This is a genomic window from Aquincola agrisoli (genome assembly GCF_036621135.1).
Lineage (GTDB): Bacteria > Pseudomonadota > Gammaproteobacteria > Burkholderiales > Burkholderiaceae_C > Aquincola > Aquincola agrisoli.
Map to the genome: position 1 here is coordinate 155014 of NZ_JAZIBG010000028.1, position 19932 is coordinate 174945.

Annotated in this window: 19 protein-coding genes; 15 read left to right on the top strand and 4 right to left on the bottom strand. The window is 66.5% G+C overall.

The genetic code is table 11. The annotated features are described in order from the left end of the window. Nucleotides 1-40: 40 nt before the first annotated feature. Both rpmF and V4F39_RS12405 read right to left on the bottom strand, forming a co-directional pair. The gene (gene rpmF, locus V4F39_RS12400; protein ID WP_332289756.1) at nucleotides 41-223 is read right to left on the bottom strand and encodes a 50S ribosomal protein L32; all 183 of its coding nucleotides are present in this window, start codon (nucleotides 221-223) and stop codon (nucleotides 41-43) included. An 85-nt stretch (nucleotides 224-308) separates the two neighbouring features. Beyond that, nucleotides 309-881, bottom strand: a complete 573-nt coding sequence (locus V4F39_RS12405; protein WP_332289758.1) for a YceD family protein — start codon at nucleotides 879-881, stop codon at nucleotides 309-311. A 39-nt stretch (nucleotides 882-920) separates the two neighbouring features. Here V4F39_RS12405 and V4F39_RS12410 point away from each other — a divergent pair, with 39 nt between their 5' ends. Then, on the top strand, nucleotides 921-1511 hold the full coding sequence (locus V4F39_RS12410) for a Maf family nucleotide pyrophosphatase (protein WP_332289759.1): 591 nt from the start codon (nucleotides 921-923) through the stop codon (nucleotides 1509-1511). Further along, entirely contained in the window at nucleotides 1508-2284 is a 777-nt protein-coding gene (locus V4F39_RS12415; RefSeq protein WP_332289760.1) for an SAM-dependent methyltransferase, read from the top strand. Before V4F39_RS12410 ends, V4F39_RS12415 begins: the two co-directional genes overlap by 4 nt. A gap of 31 nt (nucleotides 2285-2315) precedes the next feature. Here the strand turns inward: V4F39_RS12415 and V4F39_RS12420 are convergent, their stop codons facing one another. Both V4F39_RS12420 and V4F39_RS12425 read right to left on the bottom strand, forming a co-directional pair. Beyond that, a complete protein-coding gene (locus tag V4F39_RS12420; RefSeq protein ID WP_332289761.1) occupies nucleotides 2316-3755 on the bottom strand; it encodes a DEAD/DEAH box helicase in 1440 nt (479 codons plus the stop codon). A gap of 37 nt (nucleotides 3756-3792) precedes the next feature. After that, nucleotides 3793-4884: an MraY family glycosyltransferase gene (locus V4F39_RS12425; protein WP_332289762.1), complete on the bottom strand. Its 1092-nt coding sequence runs from the start codon at nucleotides 4882-4884 to the stop codon at nucleotides 3793-3795. A gap of 168 nt (nucleotides 4885-5052) precedes the next feature. Between V4F39_RS12425 and V4F39_RS12430 the strand changes: the two genes are divergently transcribed. The 13 genes from V4F39_RS12430 to V4F39_RS12490 are packed head-to-tail and all read left to right on the top strand — an operon-like array spanning nucleotide 5053 to nucleotide 19931. Continuing rightward, complete coding sequence (locus tag V4F39_RS12430; protein WP_332289763.1) at nucleotides 5053-7065, top strand: SLBB domain-containing protein; 2013 nt, start codon at nucleotides 5053-5055, stop codon at nucleotides 7063-7065. A 1-nt stretch (nucleotide 7066) separates the two neighbouring features. Continuing rightward, a complete protein-coding gene (locus V4F39_RS12435; protein ID WP_332289764.1) occupies nucleotides 7067-8227 on the top strand; it encodes a Wzz/FepE/Etk N-terminal domain-containing protein in 1161 nt (386 codons plus the stop codon). Between the two features lie 33 nt (nucleotides 8228-8260). Beyond that, a complete protein-coding gene (locus V4F39_RS12440; protein WP_332289765.1) occupies nucleotides 8261-9256 on the top strand; it encodes an FAD-binding oxidoreductase in 996 nt (331 codons plus the stop codon). A 25-nt stretch (nucleotides 9257-9281) separates the two neighbouring features. Beyond that, entirely contained in the window at nucleotides 9282-10055 is a 774-nt protein-coding gene (gene rfbF, locus V4F39_RS12445; RefSeq protein ID WP_332289766.1) for a glucose-1-phosphate cytidylyltransferase, read from the top strand. Then, nucleotides 10052-11149, top strand: coding sequence for a CDP-glucose 4,6-dehydratase (rfbG, locus tag V4F39_RS12450; protein ID WP_332289767.1), 1098 nt, complete (start codon nucleotides 10052-10054; stop codon nucleotides 11147-11149). Before rfbF ends, rfbG begins: the two co-directional genes overlap by 4 nt. After that, a complete protein-coding gene (rfbH, locus tag V4F39_RS12455) occupies nucleotides 11146-12498 on the top strand; it encodes a lipopolysaccharide biosynthesis protein RfbH (RefSeq protein WP_332289768.1) in 1353 nt (450 codons plus the stop codon). The genes rfbG and rfbH overlap by 4 nt, the downstream gene beginning before the upstream one ends. Beyond that, a complete protein-coding gene (locus tag V4F39_RS12460) occupies nucleotides 12498-13352 on the top strand; it encodes a transketolase (protein WP_332289769.1) in 855 nt (284 codons plus the stop codon). Before rfbH ends, V4F39_RS12460 begins: the two co-directional genes overlap by 1 nt. Beyond that, entirely contained in the window at nucleotides 13349-14293 is a 945-nt protein-coding gene (locus V4F39_RS12465) for a transketolase family protein (RefSeq protein ID WP_332289771.1), read from the top strand. Before V4F39_RS12460 ends, V4F39_RS12465 begins: the two co-directional genes overlap by 4 nt. Further along, the gene (locus V4F39_RS12470; RefSeq protein ID WP_332289772.1) at nucleotides 14290-15381 is read left to right on the top strand and encodes an NAD-dependent epimerase/dehydratase family protein; all 1092 of its coding nucleotides are present in this window, start codon (nucleotides 14290-14292) and stop codon (nucleotides 15379-15381) included. Before V4F39_RS12465 ends, V4F39_RS12470 begins: the two co-directional genes overlap by 4 nt. 11 nt (nucleotides 15382-15392) lie before the next feature. Next, the gene (locus V4F39_RS12475; RefSeq protein WP_332289773.1) at nucleotides 15393-16736 is read left to right on the top strand and encodes a hypothetical protein; all 1344 of its coding nucleotides are present in this window, start codon (nucleotides 15393-15395) and stop codon (nucleotides 16734-16736) included. Beyond that, entirely contained in the window at nucleotides 16733-17743 is a 1011-nt protein-coding gene (locus V4F39_RS12480; protein WP_332289774.1) for a glycosyltransferase family 2 protein, read from the top strand. The genes V4F39_RS12475 and V4F39_RS12480 overlap by 4 nt, the downstream gene beginning before the upstream one ends. Continuing rightward, entirely contained in the window at nucleotides 17740-18876 is a 1137-nt protein-coding gene (wecB, locus tag V4F39_RS12485; protein ID WP_332289775.1) for a non-hydrolyzing UDP-N-acetylglucosamine 2-epimerase, read from the top strand. Before V4F39_RS12480 ends, wecB begins: the two co-directional genes overlap by 4 nt. Beyond that, nucleotides 18873-19931, top strand: coding sequence for a glycosyltransferase (locus tag V4F39_RS12490; RefSeq protein WP_332289777.1), 1059 nt, complete (start codon nucleotides 18873-18875; stop codon nucleotides 19929-19931). The genes wecB and V4F39_RS12490 overlap by 4 nt, the downstream gene beginning before the upstream one ends. The last annotated feature ends 1 nt before the right edge of the window (nucleotide 19932 follow it).

Here is a 19932-nt window from a genome sequence, read left to right on the forward strand (position 1 = left end):
CAGCGCCGAACCTGCCTCGCAAGCCCGGCACCGCAAACCCTCAGGTATCCGACTTGGTGCGCAGGACCTTGCGGCCGCGGTAGAAGCCCGTCGGGCTGATGTGGTGACGCAGATGCGTCTCACCGGTCGTCGGCTCGATGGCCACACCCGGCACGGGCAGGGCATTGTGCGAACGGTGCATGCCCCGCTTAGAGGGCGACTTCTTGTTTTGCTGGACGGCCATGGGGTTCTCCTGGTGGCGCCAGTAAAGGATACAAGCGGCGCCTTCGCGAAAAGCCGACGATCATAGCACGTCGGGGCCTGCATGCTCAGCTCGACCGGGAGCGCCCTTTCAGGGCCGCCAAGGCCGCGAAGGGATTAGCGCGCGCCTCGGCCTCGGGCTCGATCTCTGCCGCCTCGCCGGCCCCCGATGCCATCGGCAAGGGTTGCGGGCAGCGCTCGTGGCGGGGAACCAGCGGCAAGGACAGCAGCAGCTCGTCTTCCACAAGCTCCTGCAGATCGAGCCACCGTGGCAAGGACAGCACGTCATCCTCGCTGTCCGCGTCGAGCTGGGCGGCCAGGTCTTCGTCCCGCACGAAACGCAGCCAGCGATCGACCGCCACCGGCACGGCCACCGGCGCGAGGCAGCGCTGGCACTCCTGCGGCACGTCGGCCGACGCCGTGAGGCGCAGCCAGACTTCAGGCTCACCGCCCTTCACCGGCCGCAGTTCGCCCTGCGCCTGCCACGCGACGTCACGGCGCGGCAAGTCGTCCGCCTCGGCGGGCACGCCCTCGGCCAGGCGACCCAGCGCCGACAGGGGCCACATCCCTTGCATGGCGTCCCCTCGCGCCGCGAATGCGGCGACGTCGAGACGCCGCGGGTCGTGATCAGCAAGCTTCATGCTGTCAGTGTAAGACGGCACCCCATGGACAATGTCCGGATGGATGCCACCCCACCCGCCCTGATCCTGGCCTCGACCTCGCGCTACCGGCGCGAACTGCTGCAACGTCTGCGGCTGCCGTTCGAGGTGCAGTCCCCGCATGTCGATGAAACGCCGTTGGCACACGAGCCGCCTGCCGCCCTGGCCCTGCGGCTGGCGCGCGCCAAGGCCGCGGCCGTGGCCGATCAGCGTGCCGACGCGGTGGTCATCGGCTCCGACCAGGTCGCCGACCTCGACGGCGTGCCGATCGGCAAGCCCGGCACGCACGAGCGCGCCACGGCCCAATTGCGCTCGATGAGCGGCCGCAGCGTCGTCTTCCAGACGGCGGTTTGTGTGGCCAGGCGGTCCACCGGCTTCGAGCGCACGCTGCTCGCGGCGGTGACGGTGCGCTTTCGCACGCTGACCGATGCCGAAATCGAGCGCTATCTGGTCGCCGAAGCGCCGTACGACTGCGCGGGCAGCGCCAAGTCCGAAGCGCTGGGCATCGCCTTGCTGGACGCCATCGAGTCCGACGACCCCACGGCGCTGGTCGGCCTGCCGCTGATCCGGACCTGCGCCCTGCTGCGCGAAGCCGGACTGACGCTGCCATGAACAACACCACCGGCACGCTGTACCTGGTGCCCAACACGCTGGACCTGGGCGCAGTCGACCCCGCCGCGCCGCCCGCCGTCGACGACACCGTGCCGCACGGCAGTCTGCGAACCGCCGCGTCGCTGGCCCACTGGGTCGCGGAAAACGCCAAGACCACGCGCGCGTTCCTGAAGCGTGTCCATGCCCTCGTTCCGCTGGCGCAAGCGCTGCAGTCGCTCGACATCGTGGAGTTGCCGCGCCCGGCCAAAGGCGCGCCCGCGACCGCCGCAGCGCCGAACCTGTCGGCCCTGCTGGCGCCCGCGCTGGCAGGGCACGACATGGGCCTGATCTCCGAAGCGGGTTTGCCGGCCGTCGCCGACCCGGGTGCCGCGCTGGTCGCTGCTGCCCACGCCGCCGGCATTCCCGTGCAGCCTTTGTCCGGCCCCAGTTCGCTGATGCTGGCGCTGGCTGCCAGCGGGTTGAATGGACAGAGCTTCGCGTTCGTCGGCTACCTGCCGGTGGAAGCGGCCGCGCGCAGCAGCCGCGTCCGTGAGATCGAGGCCCTCTCGCGGCGCCAGCAGCAAACGCAACTCGTGATCGAGACGCCCTACCGCAACGCGGCGCTGCTGGGCGCCCTGCTGGCCACGCTGGCCCCGACGACCCGGTTGTCGATCAGCGTCGGGCTGACGCTGCCCGGCGGCTGGACGCGCAGCGCCAGCGTGGCCGACTGGAAACGCCAGCCCCCCGCCCTGCCGGACCGCACGCCCGCCGTGTTCTGCCTGCTCGCCACCTGAAGGCAGCGCCCACCGGCTCCGCCCGGGCCCCTCAGGCCTTGAGGCCGCCCAGCAGCGCAGCCACCTTGCGCTTGGGCCGGATGTTGGGCGACAGCCCGCGCACCGGCGGTGCCGGCTGCGGCGCCTTCTCCCAGGCCGGCGGCGCCTCCGGCGACACGCTCGGCTCGTAGGGCCGGTCGAAGAATGGATCGGCCGGCGGCCCGCCCGCGCCATGACGGCGCACGCTCACCGGACGATCGCGCTCGCGCGCCATCGGAATGGCTTCGTCGCCCTCGCGCGGACGGTAGCGGCGGGGACGGTCGTCCTCGAGCTCCAGGGGCTCGATCTCGAGCTTCTTCTTGATCAGCTTCTCGATGTCGCCGACGAGGCGGGCGTCGTCCCGGGTGACCATCGTGATGGCCACGCCCGAGGCGCCGGCACGGCCGGTGCGCCCGATGCGGTGCACGTAATCCTCGGCATTGAAAGGCACGTCGAAGTTGAACACCGCCGGCAGGTCGGCGATGTCGAGCCCCCGGGCCGCGACGTCCGTCGCCACGAGCAGGTCGACCTCGCCTTGCTTGAAGGCCTCGAGCGACTTCAGGCGCTCGTCCTGCGACTTGTCGCCGTGCAGCGCCGCCGTTTTCAAGCCGTCGCGCTCGAAGGCCCGGGCCAGCCGCGCGGCACCCAGCTTGGAATTGACGAACACGATGGCCTGCGACAACGACCGCTCGCGCAGCAGCTGCCTCACGGCGCGCCGCTTGTCGTCGTCCGACACGCTGTAGAAGCGCTGCTCGACGTTGGTGGCCGTCGCGTTGGGCCGCGCCACCTCCACCAGCACCGGATCCTGCAGGTAGCTCTGCGACAGGCGCTTGATCTCCGGCGAGAAGGTCGCCGAGAACAGCAGCGTCTGCCGCTGCTTGGGCAGGTAGCTCAGGATACGCTGCAGGTCGGGCAGGAAGCCGATGTCCAGCATGCGGTCGGCCTCGTCGAGCACCACGTACTCGACCTGGTTCAGCACGCAGTTCTTGGCTTCGATGTGGTCGAGCAGCCGTCCCGGCGTGGCGATCAGGATCTCGACGCCCGCCTTGAGCTGCAGCGTCTGCGGCTTCATGTCGATGCCACCGAACACCACGGCCGAGCGCAGGCTCGTGTGCTTGGCATATGCCTTGACGTTGGCGGCGACCTGGTCGGCCAGCTCCCGCGTGGGCGCCAGCACCAGCGCCCGCACCGGGTGCCGCGCGGGCGACATCGAGGCGTTTTCGTGCCGCAGCATCTTCTGCAGCAGCGGAATGGAGAAAGCCGCCGTCTTGCCGGTGCCCGTCTGGGCGGCGCCCATCACGTCACGGCCGTTCAACACGATCGGAATCGCCTTGGCCTGGATGGGCGTCATCGTCGCGTAGCCTTGGTCGGCCACGGCACGAATCAGCTTCGGATCGAGCGGGAGGGTGTCGAAGCGCGCCGGGGCTTCGGGAACGGCGGGGGTGTCAGTCATCACCCGGCATTATCCCCCCTTGACATGTCAAGGCCTGTCAGCGCCTCAGAACCATCCACCGTGGCGAGCGGAATCGGACGATCCGCCAGTACAGGCTGACGTACGTGATGCCGAACAGCACGATGAAGACGCCAAGCACCGGCGTGCTGTCCCACCACAGCACCGAAGGCACCAGCGACAGCATGCACAGCATCCACAGGTACGGCGACGTCATCGAGTTGCGGCGCGTGATTTCCCGGGCGTTGCGGCTGCCCACCGCCCAGCGGATCACGCGCCGGTAGATCAGCGAATGCAGGTGGATGCCGTCGGGCAGGCCGGGCGACACCTCCTTCAGGAAGCGCCGCCGGTAGATGGAGAACAGCGTCTCGAACACCGGGTAGATGCAGATCAGCAGGGGGAACATCGGCGACACGTCGGCGTTGCGATGAAGCAACAGAATCGCCAGTTCCGACACCAAAAATCCCAGGAAATAGGCCCCGCCGTCACCCAGGAAGATCAGGCCGGCGGGGAAATTCCAGATGAAGAAGCCCAGCACGGCCCCCACCGCGGCCAGCGCCCAGAGCATCACGAAGCGATCGCCGACCTGGAAGGCGACGTAGCCCACCGCCATCAGCATCATCACGACACACATCGACGACAGGCCGTTGAAGCCGTCGATGATATTGATCGAGTTGGCGACGCCGGCCACGACAAAGACGGTGACGAGCGCGGCGCCGATCGGGAACGACACCACCCAGTCGAGCCCGGGCAGGTCGGTACGCACGATGGAGGCATCCAGCAGCCACACGGCCAGGCCGGCGGAGACGGCCGTCGCGATCAGGCGATTGCGCGGGGAGACACGCTTGGTCAGGTCCTCGATCATGCCGGCCGCAAACGCCGGCAGGCCGCAGGCCACCAACAGCAGGCTGGGCCGCAGGTACTCCGGCGCCGCGGCGGCGATGGTGGCGATGCCCGTCACGACCGACAGGAAGATGCCGAGGCCGCCGATGCGCGGCACCGACTTGGCATGGAATTTCTGGGGGCCGGACAGGTCATGGTCGGCCGAGAAGCGGGCATGCCTGTGCGCAGAGCGGATGACGAGCAGCGTGACGAGGCCCGATACCGCGAAGCCCAGGAGCAGGATCAACATGGCGCGGGAGTGTAGCCACGGGTGCCGACGCATCTTGTTGTCACCCCCCGAAAATTCACCCTCACCCGCAATCCCGGAGCTGCGGGACCGCCCCGTTAGAATTCCGCGCCGCAGCCGTCCGCGCGCGCTGCCGCCCGCGCCGCGGGCACCGAGACACGAAGGCCTTTCATGACCGAATTGATTCCGCGCCGCCGCTCCCGGCGCGCGCCGATGGCCAGCATTGCTGCTGCCGTCGCCCTGGCATTGCCCTGCCTCGCCAGCCATGCGCAGGTGCAGACGAACCAGGCGATTCAGTATTACCAGAACAGCCAAAACAGCCAGAACAACCAGGCCGGCCAGAACAGCGGCTCGCCCGGCTCGCAACAGATCAACGTCGGCAGCGACGCGTACGGCAACGACGCGGGCGGCCCGGTGCGCCTGCGCCCGCAGGGCACCGCGAACGGAACGAACGCCCAGGGCCAGGCGCAGGACGGCCAGTTCCGCGAGCGGCGGCAGGCCCTGCCCTACCGCCCCGGCGAGTTCGAGCTGTTCGTCAACAAGCTGGCCGACATGCCGCCGGTCATCGGCCCCGACGGCAAGCTGACGCTCGACGACACCTCAGTGCGCCGCTTCGGCGCGGAGCTCGTCACCCCCCAGCTCGGTGCGGACAGCGCCGACTTCATGCCCCAGGTGCCGCCCGACTACCTGCTGACGCCGGGCGACGAAGTGGCGCTGACCATCTGGGGCTCGGTCGACGCCGACCTGCGGCTCACGGTCGACCGCGCCGGGCGGCTGAACATCCCGCGCGTGGGCTCGGTGCTCGTCTCGGGCGTGCGTTATGCCGACCTGCCGGCGCTGCTGAACCAGCGTGTCGCACAGGTGTTCCGCAACTTCCAGCTCAGCGTGTCGCTCGGGCAGCTGCGCGGCATCCGCATCTACGTCACGGGCTTCACCGCCAAGCCGGGCTCCTACACCGTGAGCAGCCTGTCCACGGTGGTCCATGGCGTCATGAAGGCGGGTGGCCCCTCGGCCGCCGGCACCTTCCGCAATATCCAGCTGCGGCGCGGCGGCAAGCTCGTCAGCACGCTCGACCTCTACGATCTGCTGATCAAGGGCGACCGCAGCGGCGACCGCGTGCTGCAGCCGGAAGACGTGGTCCACATCGGCCCGGTCGGCACGCAGACGGCCGTGATCGGCAGCGTCAACAAGCCTGCCATCTTCGAGCTGAAGAAGGGCGAGACGGTGGACGACGTGCTGCAGATGGCCGGCGGCCTCACCGCCGTGGCCGACCAGGGCCGGCTGTCGGTCGAGCGGCTCGACGAGCGCATCGGCGCGCGCGTGAGCCAGCTCAAGCTGCCCGACGACCTCACACAGCGCCCTGCCAACGGCGACGTGCTGCGCGCCTTCAGTGCCGTGGAAGCGACGCTGCCCATGGACAAGCAGAACAAGCGCGTGCGCATCGAGGGTGAGGTGGCCCGGCCGGGCGACTACATCCTGCCGCCCAGCAGCTCGATCATCGATGCCATCCGCATCGCCGGCGGGCTGACGCCGAACGCCTACGTGTTCGGCACCGAGTTCTCGCGCGAGAGCGTGCGCCAGTCGCAGCAGGAGAACTACGAACGTGCCTTGCGTGACCTGGAAACCGAGTTCGCACGAAGCACGACCACGCAGCGTGCGCTGACCGCCGACGACGCACAGATCCAGGCGAGCCGCAGCACCGCGGCCTCCAAGCTGATCGAACGCCTGCGCGCCATCCGGCCCACCGGCCGGATCGTGCTGCAGCTCGACCCGGAAACCGCGCATCTGCCCGAGCTGGCAGTGGAAAACGGCGACCGCATCTACGTGCCCGCGCTGCCCACCACGGTGGGCGTGTTCGGCAGCGTGTTCAACGGCGGCAGCTACCTGTTCAGCCGGGAGCGCAAGGTCACCGACTACGTGCGCCTGGCCGGCGGCACCACGCGCGGCGCCGATGACGGCAGCGCCTTCGTACTGCGCGCCAACGGCAGCGTGGTGAGTGCGCGGCAGAGCGGCGGCTTCTTCTCGGGCGGCAGCCTGAGCGACGTGCCTGCGCTGCCCGGCGACACCGTCTTCGTGCCGGAAGAGATGAACAAGACGACGTTCATGCAAGCCGCGAAGGAATGGACGCAGATCCTCTATCAGTTCGGCCTGGGTGCGGCAGCGCTCAAGACGATCCGGGAATGACATGAATACGAAGAACCATTCCGAGGATTGGGCAGAAGAAGACGACGACGGGATCGGCCTGCTCGAGCTGGCGATCATCCTCAAGTCGCGCTGGAAGATGCTGCTCGCCGTGCCCATCGCCGCTGGCGTGATCGCCTATGGCATCGCACGCATGCTGCCGCCCACCTTCACCGCGCAGACCACGTTCCTGCCGCCCCAGCAGCAGCAGAGCTCGGCCGCTTCGGCACTGGCTTCGCTGGGCGCCCTGGCGGGGCTGGCAGGCGCTTCCGCCGTCAAGAGCCCGGCCGAGCAGTACGTGGCGCTGATGCAGAGCACGACCGTGTCCGACCGGCTGATCGACCAGTTCAAGCTGATGGAGGTCTACGAGGCCGAGTACCGCAGCGACGCCCGCAAGACCCTGCTCAAGAAGGCCAGCATCATCGTCGGCAAGAAGGACGGCCTCATCACCGTCAGCGTCGACGACGAGAACCCGCAGCGTGCGGCCGACATGGCGAACGCCTACATCGACGAACTGCGCCAGATGACCTCCACGCTGGCGGTGACGGAGGCGCAACAGCGCCGCGTCTTCTTCGAGAAGCAGCTCCGGGAAACGAAGGACCGGCTCACCGCGGCCCAGCGCTCGCTCGAGGCCAGCGGCTTCACCGAGGGCGCCCTGCGGTCCGAACCCAGGGCCGCTGCCGAGAGCTATGCGCAGCTGCAGGCGGAGGTCACGGCCGCCCAGGTCCGGCTGCAGACCATGCGCAGCTACCTGAACGAATCCGCGCCCGAGTTCCGCCAGGCGCAAGACCGGCTGGCCGCGCTCCGCGGCCAACTGGCTCGGCTCGAAAAAGCCAACCCGCGCGGCGACGACAACGACTACGTCGGCAAGTACCGCGAGTTCAAGTATCAGGAAACGCTGTTCGAGCTGTTCTCGCGCCAGTATGAACTGGCCCGTGTCGACGAAAGCCGCGAAGGCGCGCTGATCCAGGTGGTCGACGTTGCCAGCGCGCCCGAGCGGCGCAGCAAGCCGGCGCGCACCTTGATCGCGGCCGCCACGATGCTGGTGACCGGCCTGCTGCTGGCCATGGCGGTGCTCGCGCGTCATTTCTGGCGCGTGTCGCAGCAAGACCCCCGCCGCGCCGAGCGGCTCGCCGCACTGCGGGCCCAGTTGGCCCAGCGATGACACGGCGCTGAGCCGAGCGACCCTCTCTCCATCATGACCACCGTAGTGCTGGCCAACGGCAACTCCTTCGCCTCGACGCCGGGCCAATCGCTGCTCGACGCGGCGCTGGCCGCCGGCCTGGTGCTGGAACACAGCTGCAAGACCGGCCGGTGCAGCTCGTGCAAGGCCAGGGTGACCGCCGGCAGCACCGAGGCCCTGCGCCCTGAAGAAGGCCTGTGCGACGCAGACCAGCGCGACGGCTGGATCCTGACCTGCGTGCGCAGCGCCACCACGGACGTCACGCTGGACATCGAGGACCTGGGCGAAGTGGCCGACTACCCGGCCCGCACCTGGCCGGCCCGCATCCAACAGCTGGAACGGGTGGCCGACGACGTCATGCGCATCACGCTACGGCTGCCGCCCACGGCCAACTTCCGCTACCTGGCCGGCCAGTACATCGACGTGATCGGCCCCGACGGGCTGCGGCGCGCCTACTCGGTGGCCAATGCGCCGGCGGGCACGGCGGGCCCCGTCGAGCTGCACGTGCGCGCCGTCGAAGGCGGCCGCATGAGCGACTACTGGTTCAACCGAGCGAAGCAGAACGACCTGCTGCGCATCCACGGGCCGCTGGGCACCTTCTTCCTCCGCGAGGCTGCGGACGACGACATCGTGTTCCTTGCCACGGGCACCGGCATCGCGCCCGTCAAGGCCATGCTGGAGCAACTCGGCAAATCGCGGGCCGCGTCGACGCCGAGGCAGCGGGTCACCGTCTACTGGGGCAACCGCGTGCCTTCCGACCACTACTGGCAACCCGCCAGCGAGGGCCTGGACGTCACCTTCGTTCCCATCGCATCCCGTGCAGCCGGTGACTGGCAGGGCGCACGGGGCCACGCACAGGATGTGTTCCTCACCACGAAGCCCGACCTGTCACGCACCTGGGTCTATGCCTGCGGCTCCAACGCCATGATCGAAGCCGCGCAGCGGCAACTTGTTGCGGCAGGCTTGCCTGCCAAGCGATTCCACTCGGACGCCTTCGTCTGTTCGAGCTGACGCCCGTTCCTCTAGAAAGCACGCGATGAAAGCTGTCATCCTGGCCGGTGGCCTGGGTACCCGTTTGAGCGAAGAAACCGCCCTGCGGCCAAAGCCCATGGTGGAGATCGGCGGCAAGCCCATCCTGTGGCACATCATGAAGATGTATTCAGCGCACGGGGTGAACGACTTCATCATCTGCTGCGGCTACAAGGGCTACGTGATCAAGGAGTACTTCGCGAACTACTTCCTGCACATGTCCGACGTGACCTTCGACATGCGGGAGAACCGCATGCACGTGCACCACCAGCGCGCCGAGCCCTGGCAGGTGACGCTGGTGGACACCGGCGACCACTCGATGACCGGCGGCCGGCTGAAGCGCGTGGCCAACTACGTCAAGAACGAGCGCGACTTCTGCTTCACCTACGGCGACGGCGTGGGCGACATCGACATCGCCGCGACGATCGCCTTCCACCGCCAGCACGGCAAGGCCGCGACGTTGACGGCCACCCTGCCGCCGGGCCGCTTCGGCGCGCTGGACATCCACGAGCACCAGGTGCGCAGCTTCAAGGAGAAGCCCAAGGGCGACGGCGCCATGATCAACGGCGGCTTCTTCGTGCTGAACCCCAGCGTGCTGGGCTACCTGAAGGACGACACCACCGTCTGGGAACAAGACCCGCTGATGCAACTGGCCGCCGACGGCGAACTGATGTCGTACCAGCACGAAGGCTTCTGGCAGCCGATGGACACGCTGCGCGACAAGCACCTGCTGGAAGAGCTGTGGGCTGCAGGCAAGGCCCCGTGGAAGAACTGGGAATGAGCACGACCGCCGCCCGCACCCGGCAGACCGACCCCGCCTTCTGGCAAGGCAAGCGGGTGCTGCTGACCGGCCACACCGGCTTCAAGGGAAGCTGGCTGAGCCTGTGGCTGCAATCGATGGGCGCCACCGTGCGTGGCGTGGCGCTCGCGCCGCCCACCGAGCCGGCGCTGTTCGACGTCGCCCGTGTCGCCGAGGGCATGCAGCACTGCGTCGCCGACATCCGGGACTTCGCCGCGCTGAGCGCGCAGTTTTTGGAGTTCCAGCCCGAGATCGTCATCCACATGGCGGCGCAGCCGCTGGTGCGCCTGTCGTACCAGCAGCCCGTGGAAACCTACGCCACCAACGTGATGGGCACCGTGCACGTGCTGGAAGCCGCGCGCCATGCCAGCTCCGTGCGCGCCATCGTCAACATCACCACCGACAAGTGCTACGAGAACCGCGAGTGGGTATGGGGCTACCGTGAAGACGAGCCGATGGGCGGGCACGACCCGTACTCCAACAGCAAGGGCTGCGCGGAGCTGGTCAGCAGCGCGTACCGCCGCTCCTTCCTGCGGGGCGCCGGCATCGCGATGGCGACGGCCCGTGCGGGCAACGTCATCGGCGGCGGCGACTGGGCGGCCGACCGGCTCGTGCCCGACATCCTGCGCGCGCTGCAGCAGCGCCAGCCGGTGCTGATCCGCAACCCGCACGCCATCCGGCCGTGGCAGCATGTGCTGGAGCCGCTGTCGGGCTACCTGCTGCTGGCGCAGCGCCTGTTCGAGCAGGGCCAGGCCGACGCCGAGGGCTGGAACTTCGGCCCGCGCGACGAAGACGCGCAGCCGGTGCAATGGATCGTCGAGCGGCTCTGCGAAGACTGGGGCGACGGCGCGCGCTGGGCGCTGCAGCCCGGCGACCATCCCCACGAGGCCCACTTCCTGAAGCTCGACATCTCCAAGGCCCGCCAGCGCCTGCAATGGGCGCCGCGCTGGTCGCTGCAGACGGCCCTGGCCCGCATCACCGACTGGCACCAGGCCTGGATGGCCGGCCAAGACATGCGGGCGTTCTGCCTGAATCAAATCTCCCTATACCAAGCCGCATCCCGAGCCGACGCATGAGCACCACCCCCATCTCCTTCCAGCCTCAGCTCGACAAGCTGCGCAGCCAGATCAGCGAGCTGGTCCAGCAGTACGCCGACATCGCGTACGCCCCCAAGCCCTTCGTTCCCGGCGAGAGCGCCGTGCCGGTATCGGGCAAGGTCATCGGCGCCAAGGAACTGCAGCTGATGGTCGACGCCTCGCTCGACGGCTGGCTGACCACGGGCCGCTTCAACGCGATGTTCGAGGAACGCCTGGCCAAGTTCCTGGGCGTCAAGCACCTGATCACCGTCAACTCCGGCTCGTCGGCCAACCTGGTGGCGTTCTCCACCCTCACCTCGCCGCGCCTCGGCGACCGTGCCATCCAGCAGGGCGACGAAGTGATCGGCGTGGCCGCGGGCTTCCCGACCACCGTCAACCCGATCCTGCAGTTCGGCGCCGTGCCGGTGTTCGTCGACGTCGACCTGGCCACGCACAACATCGACGCCAGCAAGATCGAGGCGGCCATCTCGCCGAAAACCAAGGCCATCATGCTGGCTCACAGCCTGGGCAACCCGTTCAACCTGGAAGTGGTGACGGCGCTGTGCAAGAAGTACGGCCTGTGGCTGGTGGAAGACTGCTGCGACGCCCTCGGCGCCACCTACAACGGCCAGCTCGTGGGCACCTTCGGTGACATCGGCACGCTCAGCTTCTATCCGGCGCACCACATCACGATGGGCGAAGGCGGCGCGGTGTTCACCAACAACGCCGAGCTGAAACTGATCGCCGAATCGTTCCGCGACTGGGGCCGCGACTGCTACTGCCCGCCTGGCAAGGACAACACCTGCAACAAGCGCTTCTGCTGGTCGAAGAAGGAGCTGGGCGGCGACCTGCCCGACGGCTACGACCACAAGTACACCTACAGCCACCTGGGCTACAACCTGAAGATCAGCGACATGCAGGCGGCCTGCGCGCTGGCGCAGATGGACCGCGTGGACGAGTTCATCGCCAAGCGGCGCGCGAACTTCGCGTACCTGAAGAACCGCTTGGCCAGCGTTGCCGAGTTCCTGCACCTGCCGGAAGCGACGCCCAACTCCGAGCCTTCGTGGTTCGGCTTCCCGCTGGTCGTCAAGGCCAGCGCCGGCGTGCAGCGCAGCGACCTGATCAACTTCCTCGAGCAGAACAAGATCGGCACCCGCCTGCTCTTCGCGGGCAACCTGACCAAGCAGCCCTACATGGCGGGACGCAAGTTCCGCGTGAGCGGGGAGCTGACCAACACCGATGTGGTGATGAACCAGACGTTCTGGTTGGGCACCTTCCCCGCACTGGGCCAGGAGCAGCTGGACTACATCGCGGACAAGTTGGAAGAGTTTTTCGGAGTGAACTTCTGATGAATCACCTCGCGACCGCCCGCGCGAATACTGCTGCCGAGCAGCGGTTCGCGCCCGCGCGCATGCGTCGCACCGTGCTAGAGATGGCTTACGCCGGCTCGACGGTGCATATCGCATGCGCGTTCTCGATCATCGAGTTGCTGACGGTGCTGTACCGCAGTTACCTGCGATATCCGGCCAACGACCCGCGTGCCGAGGGTCGCGACTTCCTGGTGCTGAGCAAGGGCCACGGCGTGATGGCGCAATACGCCTGCATGCGCGAGCTAGGCTGGCTGGACGACACACACGTTCAGGGTTATTTCAAGGACGGTAGCGGGCTGAAGGGGCTGTCGGACTCGCGAGTGCCTGGCCTGGAAGTCACATCCGGATCACTGGGTCATGGTTTCTCGGTCGGGGTCGGCATTGCGATGGGACTGCAACGCAAGGGCACGGACCAGAAGGTCTATGCCATCGTCGGCGACGGTGAGCTCAACGAAGGGCCGATCTGGGAGGGCGCGCTGGTGGCGGCGCACCACAGGATGGACAACCTGATGGTGATTGTCGACAAGAACGGGTTTCAGGCGATGGGCACGACGGACGATGTGCTAACGCTAGGCGATCTGTCTGCCAAGTTCGCGAGCTTCGGTTTCGCTACTCTGGAAGTGGACGGCCACGACGAAGCGGCGGTCGACGCCGCGGTGCGCCGGCTCTGGTCCAGCGGAACGGGCAAGCCCAAGGCGCTGATCGCACGCACGGTCAAAGGCAAGGGAGTGCCGTTTATGGAGTCTGACAATCGCTGGCACTACACCCGGCTGAACCCGCAAACCTTTGCCGAAGCCATCGACGCGCTGGGCCTCCCGGGAGCAGCGACGTGAGAGAAGCCTTTTCAAACGCACTGGTGCGTCTGGCACTGGCGGATCCTAAGGTCCTTCTCCTGACCGGCGATCACGGGTATGCGTTGTTCGACGAGTTTCGGAAGCGCTGCCCGGACCAATACATCAACGCAGGCATCGCCGAGCAGAACATGGTCGGCATGGCGGCCGGGCTGGCGCGCGTCGGCTTCCGACCGTTCGTGTACGGCCTTGCGGCGTTCGTGCCAGTTCGCACAGTCGAGCAGATCAAGCTCGACATCGCGCATGACGCCCTGCCAGTCGTGCTGCTGGGCGACGGTGCGGGCTTCGTATACAGCCATCTGGGGACCAGCCATCAGTCGACCGAGGACATTGCGTGCACGCGTGCCATCCCGGGGCTAGAGGTACTGTCGCCAGCGGATCGTTTCGAGATGACGGCCAGCATGGACTACGCCTATGCGACCAACGGCCCGGTGTACCTGCGCATGGGTAAGTCCGACCGCGGCGACGTGCATACGGGTCCGGTGGATCAGTTGCTGGCGGGCACTTTGCTGTCGGTGCGCGCAGGCCGCGTAGACAGACCAGGGCTGATCGCGACTGGCTCGATGGTCCGCACCGCCATGGATATCGCGCAAGAGCTGGATCTTGCGGTGTGGAGCGCGCCGATGCTCAAACCGCTGCGCTTCGAGGATGTATGCGCCGCGGCACGCGTGACATCGGGCTTGGTCACGCTGGAGGAGCATTCGGTGCTCGGCGGCCTGGGCGCTGCGGTGACTGAGATCACCAGCGAGTACGAACCCGTGCGCGTGCTGCGCATCGGCGTGCCGGATCGGTTCTCGGAGCATTGCGGCACACATGCCTATCTGCTGCGGGAGCATGGGCTGGATGCCGAGTCGGTGCGTCGGCGCATTTCGGCGTTTTGCCTGTCGTTGCAGCCTCGAGCTACGTCTACCGCATTGTCATGAACAACGGGCTGCTGGAACGGCCGTCGCCGCTGGACATCCCAGCGGAAGACCTGCAGCGCTGCCACAACCTGCTAGGACAAGCGTCGTGGCACGCGCTTGCTGGCCGACGCCTCTTCGTGACCGGCGGCACCGGCTTCGTAGGCAAATGGTTGTTGGCGACGCTGCTCGACGCTGACGAGAAGTTTGGATTGGATTGCCAGGTCACGATACTGAGTCGCAACCCCTCCGCCTTCCAATGCAAGTGGCCCGCCATAGCAGACCGTGTCGAGTGGGTCACAGGAGACGTGCGTGACTTTCCCATCAACACGGACCGATTCGATGTGATCGTCCATGCCGCGACGGACGTGGCCGCGCACGCTTCACCCGAAGATGTGTTCTCGACTTGCCTCGACGGCACGCGACGGGTGCTGACACTGGCTCGCCGTTGCGGAGCAAGCCAACTGCTGCTGGTGAGCTCCGGCGCGGTGTACGGGCCATTGCCCGCCGGCATGACCCATGTGCCGGAAAACCACCTGGGCGGACCGGATCCGCTTCTGAGCAGTTCGGCCTATAGCGAGGGAAAGCGCGTATCCGAGTGGCTGGCCTCCATAGCAGCCAGCAATAACCTGTCGGTAAAAATTGCCCGCGTCTTCGCACTTGTGGGCCCGCATCTCCCGCTGGACAAGCATTTCGCGATCGGCAATTTCCTGCGCGCTGCCATGGCGGGCGACGAAATCGTTATCGAGGGCGACGGCACACCGTATCGCAGCTACCTGTATGCGGCCGACATGGCGGCTTGGCTATGGGCCGTGCTGCTGCGGGGTCATTCAGGTCGAGCCTACAACGTGGGGGCAGACGAGAGCCTTTCGATCGCTGCCCTTGCAGACCGTGTCTGCCTTGCTCTGGCGCGTCCGTCCCAAGTCATCGTACAGAAGCAAGCCAAACCTGGCGCGCTCCCGCCGCACTATGTGCCGGACATTTCCCGGGCTAGACATGAATTGGGGGTTGCGGCTCCCCTGTCACTCGATGAGGCGATCGTCCGCACCGCTCGCTGGCACGCTGATTGCGCGTCTTCCGGGATCAGGAGGCGCACCGCATGGCGGCTCTAAAGGAAACCGCCGTGCTGGCGCGTTTGCGGACCTTCGCGGGTCTAGACATTCATGTGCTCGCGACTGTGCTATTCCGCGGGTGGGGCATCGTCGCGGGCGCGGCGACTACGGTCTTGCTGCCGCTGTTCCTCTCGCCGACCGAGCAGGGGTTCTACTACACGTTCGGCAGCGTACTGGCCCTGCAGGTCTTCTTCGAACTGGGCCTCAACCACGTGCTGACCCAGTTGGCGGGCCACTCGGCGGCGCACTTGCAGCGTGGGCCGGGCGGCCGGCTCGAAGGCGCTCTGCGGTGGCGTCGCGCTGTCGCATCGCTGCTCGCGCTGTCGCAGAAGTGGAACACCGTCATGGCCACTCTCTTCGCTATCGCGCTGCTTACCGGGGGTGTCTACTTCTTCGAGCGCCGCGGTACGCTGCCGGTCAACGAGTGGATCGGGCCGTGGATCACGCTGATTGTCGCGGCCGCTATCAACCTCGCGCTCAGCGCCCGCCTCGCCATTTGCGAAGGCATCGGGGAGGTCGCGGATGTCGCGAAGCTGCGGCTGCGCCAATCCATGGTGGGATACCTGCTGCTCTGGGCGTTGCTGTTGTCGGGACAGGGCCTGTCGTCCGTCGTCGCCGTACCGATGACCTCAGCCGTCTCCACGGTCTGGTGGCTGTGGCGTCATCCTAATCTGCGTCTGTTGCGCGCGGAGGTCGCTCAGGAGCCGCGCATCAGCACCGAGGAGTTTGAATGGCGGCGCGACATTTTCCCGTTGCAGTGGAAGATCGCACTCAGCTGGGCCAGCGGCTATTTCATATTCAACTTCCTGACGCCGGTCGTCTTCGCGCTGCAGGGCCCGGTCGCGGCCGGACGACTCGGTCTGGCGCTCACGATCTTCTCTGCCATCTCCACGGTGGGCATCAGCTGGATCGCGGCGAAGATTCCGAACTTCGCCGCGCATATCGCCCGACATGAGCGCTCGGCGCTGAACACGCTGTTCGATCATCAACTGCGACGCTCTGTCGGCGCCACGCTCGTGTGCTCGCTCGCCGTAACCGCCGGTGCGTTCGTGGCAGGCGAGTTCGCACCGAAGATTCTGGACCGCCTGCCCCCATTGAGCAGTCTGTTAATGCTCGCCGTCGTCACGGTCGCGAACGGCGTGGTCTTCGCGATGGCCGCGTATATGCGCGCGCACAAGGAGGAGCCACTGCTGCTTCAGTCGATGGTGACCGCCGCGCTGATCGGGGTCGGCGTCTTCGTCGGAGCTCATCACAGTCTGCAGGCCACTGTCACGGCTTACGCAGCGGCAACGCTGTTCGTCTCGTTACCGTGGTGCGCACTGCTCTACGCGAAGTACCGTTCCAGGATTTCATGAACCCACAGCCCCTCTTGTCCATCTGCATCCCGACGTACAACCGGGCGGGATTTCTGCGCGAGTGTCTGTCGTCCATCGATCCGGCGGAACTGGAAGGCAGCGTCGAGGTCGTCGTGAGCGACAACGCCTCCACCGATACCACGCTGGCCGTGCTGGAAGGATTCAAGGCCACGCTGCCCCTGCGCTACTTCGTGCAGTCCGAGAACTTCGGGCCGGACCGAAATTTCGATGCGGTCGTCGCGTCGGCACAAGGCGAATACTGCTGGTTGCTCGGCAGCGACGACGTGGTTGAACCCGGCGGCATCCGCAAGCTCGTCGCAGCACTGACGTCGCTGCGGACGGACATCGTGCAGTTCGGCTACATCCAGGGCGATCTGCATCTGCTCCCGCTGCACCGCGCCGCTCCGCCGGCAGGACACGTCGGCGCAACCTCGGAGGCGTTTTCCGCGCATCTGGCCGCGCAACCGAACATGAGCCTGCTGTTCACGTTCATCTCGGCGTATGCCTTCCGGCGAACCGTCTGGATGGCCCGCCAGGAACTCGTTCGGACCTGGATCGGGACATACTACATCCAGATGTTCGCGATGCATTCCGCGCTGGCGGCCGGCGCGTCGCTGGCAGCCATTGCGGATTGCCTCGTCGTTGCGCGCGGCGGCAATCCGAACGAATTCAACACGATCCCGGGTCGTTTCATCGCTCTCGACGCCCGCACCATCACGAGGTTGATACGAGAGGTCCACGGCGATCGCCCGGCGCTCTGGCAGGCAATCGGCGAGCCCTTCCGAAGGTCCTATCCGGCCAAGGCCCTGATACACGTCGCGGCCAACGGTGGGCTCCACTACATCAAGGAAAGCCGCGAAGCCCTGCTTCGGCTCGGTCACTCGAAGACACTGCTGGACGGACTGATGCTGCTGGAACGACTGAAGCTGCTCTCCACCGTCAAGTGGCTGCTCGACTCGCGTCGTCGAGCATTCAAGAAAATCAAGTCCCAAGGTTCACCCGCATGAACAAGAGAGTCCTAGTTGTCTTCGGCACTCGTCCCGAAGCGATCAAGATGGCGCCCGTGGTGCGCGCGCTAGCCAGCCACGATGCGTTCGAGACCCAGGTGTGCGTGACCGCGCAGCACCGGTCGATGTTGGACCAGGTGCTGTCGTTGTTCGAAATCGTTCCCGACTTCGACCTCAACCTGATGTCCACGTCGCAGACGCTGGAAAGCATATCCGCGCGCATCCTCGAATCGCTATCCGCGGTACTTGACAGCTATCGTCCGGACCTCGTGCTTGTCCATGGCGACACGACCACGACCTCGATGGCGTCGCTTGCCTGCTTCTACAAGCGGGTTCCGGTTGCTCACGTGGAGGCGGGCTTGCGCACCGGCAATCTCTACTCGCCCTGGCCGGAAGAGCTCAACCGCCGCCTCACCGGCTTGGTGGCGCATCTGCACTTCGCTCCCACCGAGGCATCGCGGGTCAACCTCCTCGCCGAGAAGGTCGATGCAACAAACGTCGAAGTCACCGGCAACACGGTCATCGACGCATTGCTGCAAGTGTCGGGGCGCCTGACGCAGGACAAGGCACTGCGGGCGCCGCTGAACGACCGCTTTGCGTTTCTGCACCAGGACAAGAAACTCGTGCTGGTCACCGGTCATCGCCGCGAGAATTTCGGCGATGGCATGCGGGAGATTTGCGAAGCGCTGCTCCAGCTCTCGAAACGGGACGACGTGCAGATCGTCTACGCGGTGCATCTGAACCCGAACGTGAAGGGTCCCGTCGAGACAAGCCTTGGCAACTTGCCCAACATCCATCTGATTCCACCCCAGGATTACCTGTCCTTCGTCTATTTGATGATGCGCAGCCACATCATACTCACCGACAGTGGCGGCATCCAGGAGGAGGCCCCGTCGCTGGGCAAACCTGTGCTGGTGATGCGAGACACGACGGAGCGCCCCGAGGCCGTCGATGCGGGTACCGCGCGCCTGGTAGGCGCAGTTGCAGCCAACATCATTGCGGGCATAGAGGAACTGCTGGACGACAGCGCCGCCTACACGGCGATGTCCAACCGCGCGAATCCCTATGGGGACGGCTCCGCCTCGATGCGCATTGCGCGCCGGGTCGAGGCGTTCGTCGAACACAACGCATGATCGTCGTCGTCGCCCCGAATCCTTCGACCGAGAACCAGAAGGACGGCATGATCCAACGTGTCGCTCACATTGATGCACTGATGGCGTCGTCGCCGCGCGTCTACCTGGATCTGTCCTTTCGCCGCTTCGTCCGCAAGGAATTGTTGGTTGAAGGGTGCGTGACCATCTATCGGCTCAACCTGTTCGCACATATTTTCCTGATAGCACGACTGCTCAAGCAGGCCGATTTGGTGTACATCCATTCGGCCTATAACGCACTCAAGGCAATGGCATTTCCCACGAGGGCCCATGTGGTCTTCGACGCCCATGGCATCGTGCCCGAGGAGCTTGCACAAGAGGGTCACACGCGCGCCGCGCGTGTCTTCGCTTTCGCCGAGCGACGCGTGCTCCGCCGTTGCAACACGCTCGTCTGCGTGACACGTTCCATGCTGGCGCACTTCAAAGCCAAGCACGGCGACCGCCCGGGTCGCGACGAGATCGTCCTGCCAATCCTGCCCCGGCTTGGTCAGGACGACGACGCAGCCCGGGCGCTGCAGGCAACGCGCGATTCACACGCGGTCATCTACGCCGGCGGCATGCAAGCTTGGCAGAACGTCGACAAGATGCTCGATGCCGCGCAGGCCCGGTCCGACCTGAAGTACACCTTCCTTACCGGGGATCTTCAGCGCTTCGAGGCTCGCCTGTCTAGAATCGGCCTGAAGGACGTCACATGCCGTTCGGTCGCGCCCGAGTCCGTGAAGGACTTCTATCTCAAGCACGAATACGGCTTCATCCTGCGCGACGAAGTACTTGTGAATCTGGTGGCCTGCCCGACCAAGCTGGTGGAGTACCTGTACTGGGGCGTGCTGCCCGTCGTCATCACCCCACGCATCGGCGACTTCACTGCAGAAACACTCCGCAGCATCACCCTGGAGCAGTTCAAGCGCGGCGAGTTCCCTGACGCGGCGACACGCGCCGCCATGCGTGCACACAACCAGCGGACGGTGACGTCAATCGCCGCTTCGGCGCGAACCAACCAGGATCGCCTGCAACGACGCCTGGTGCATGCCGCCTGAA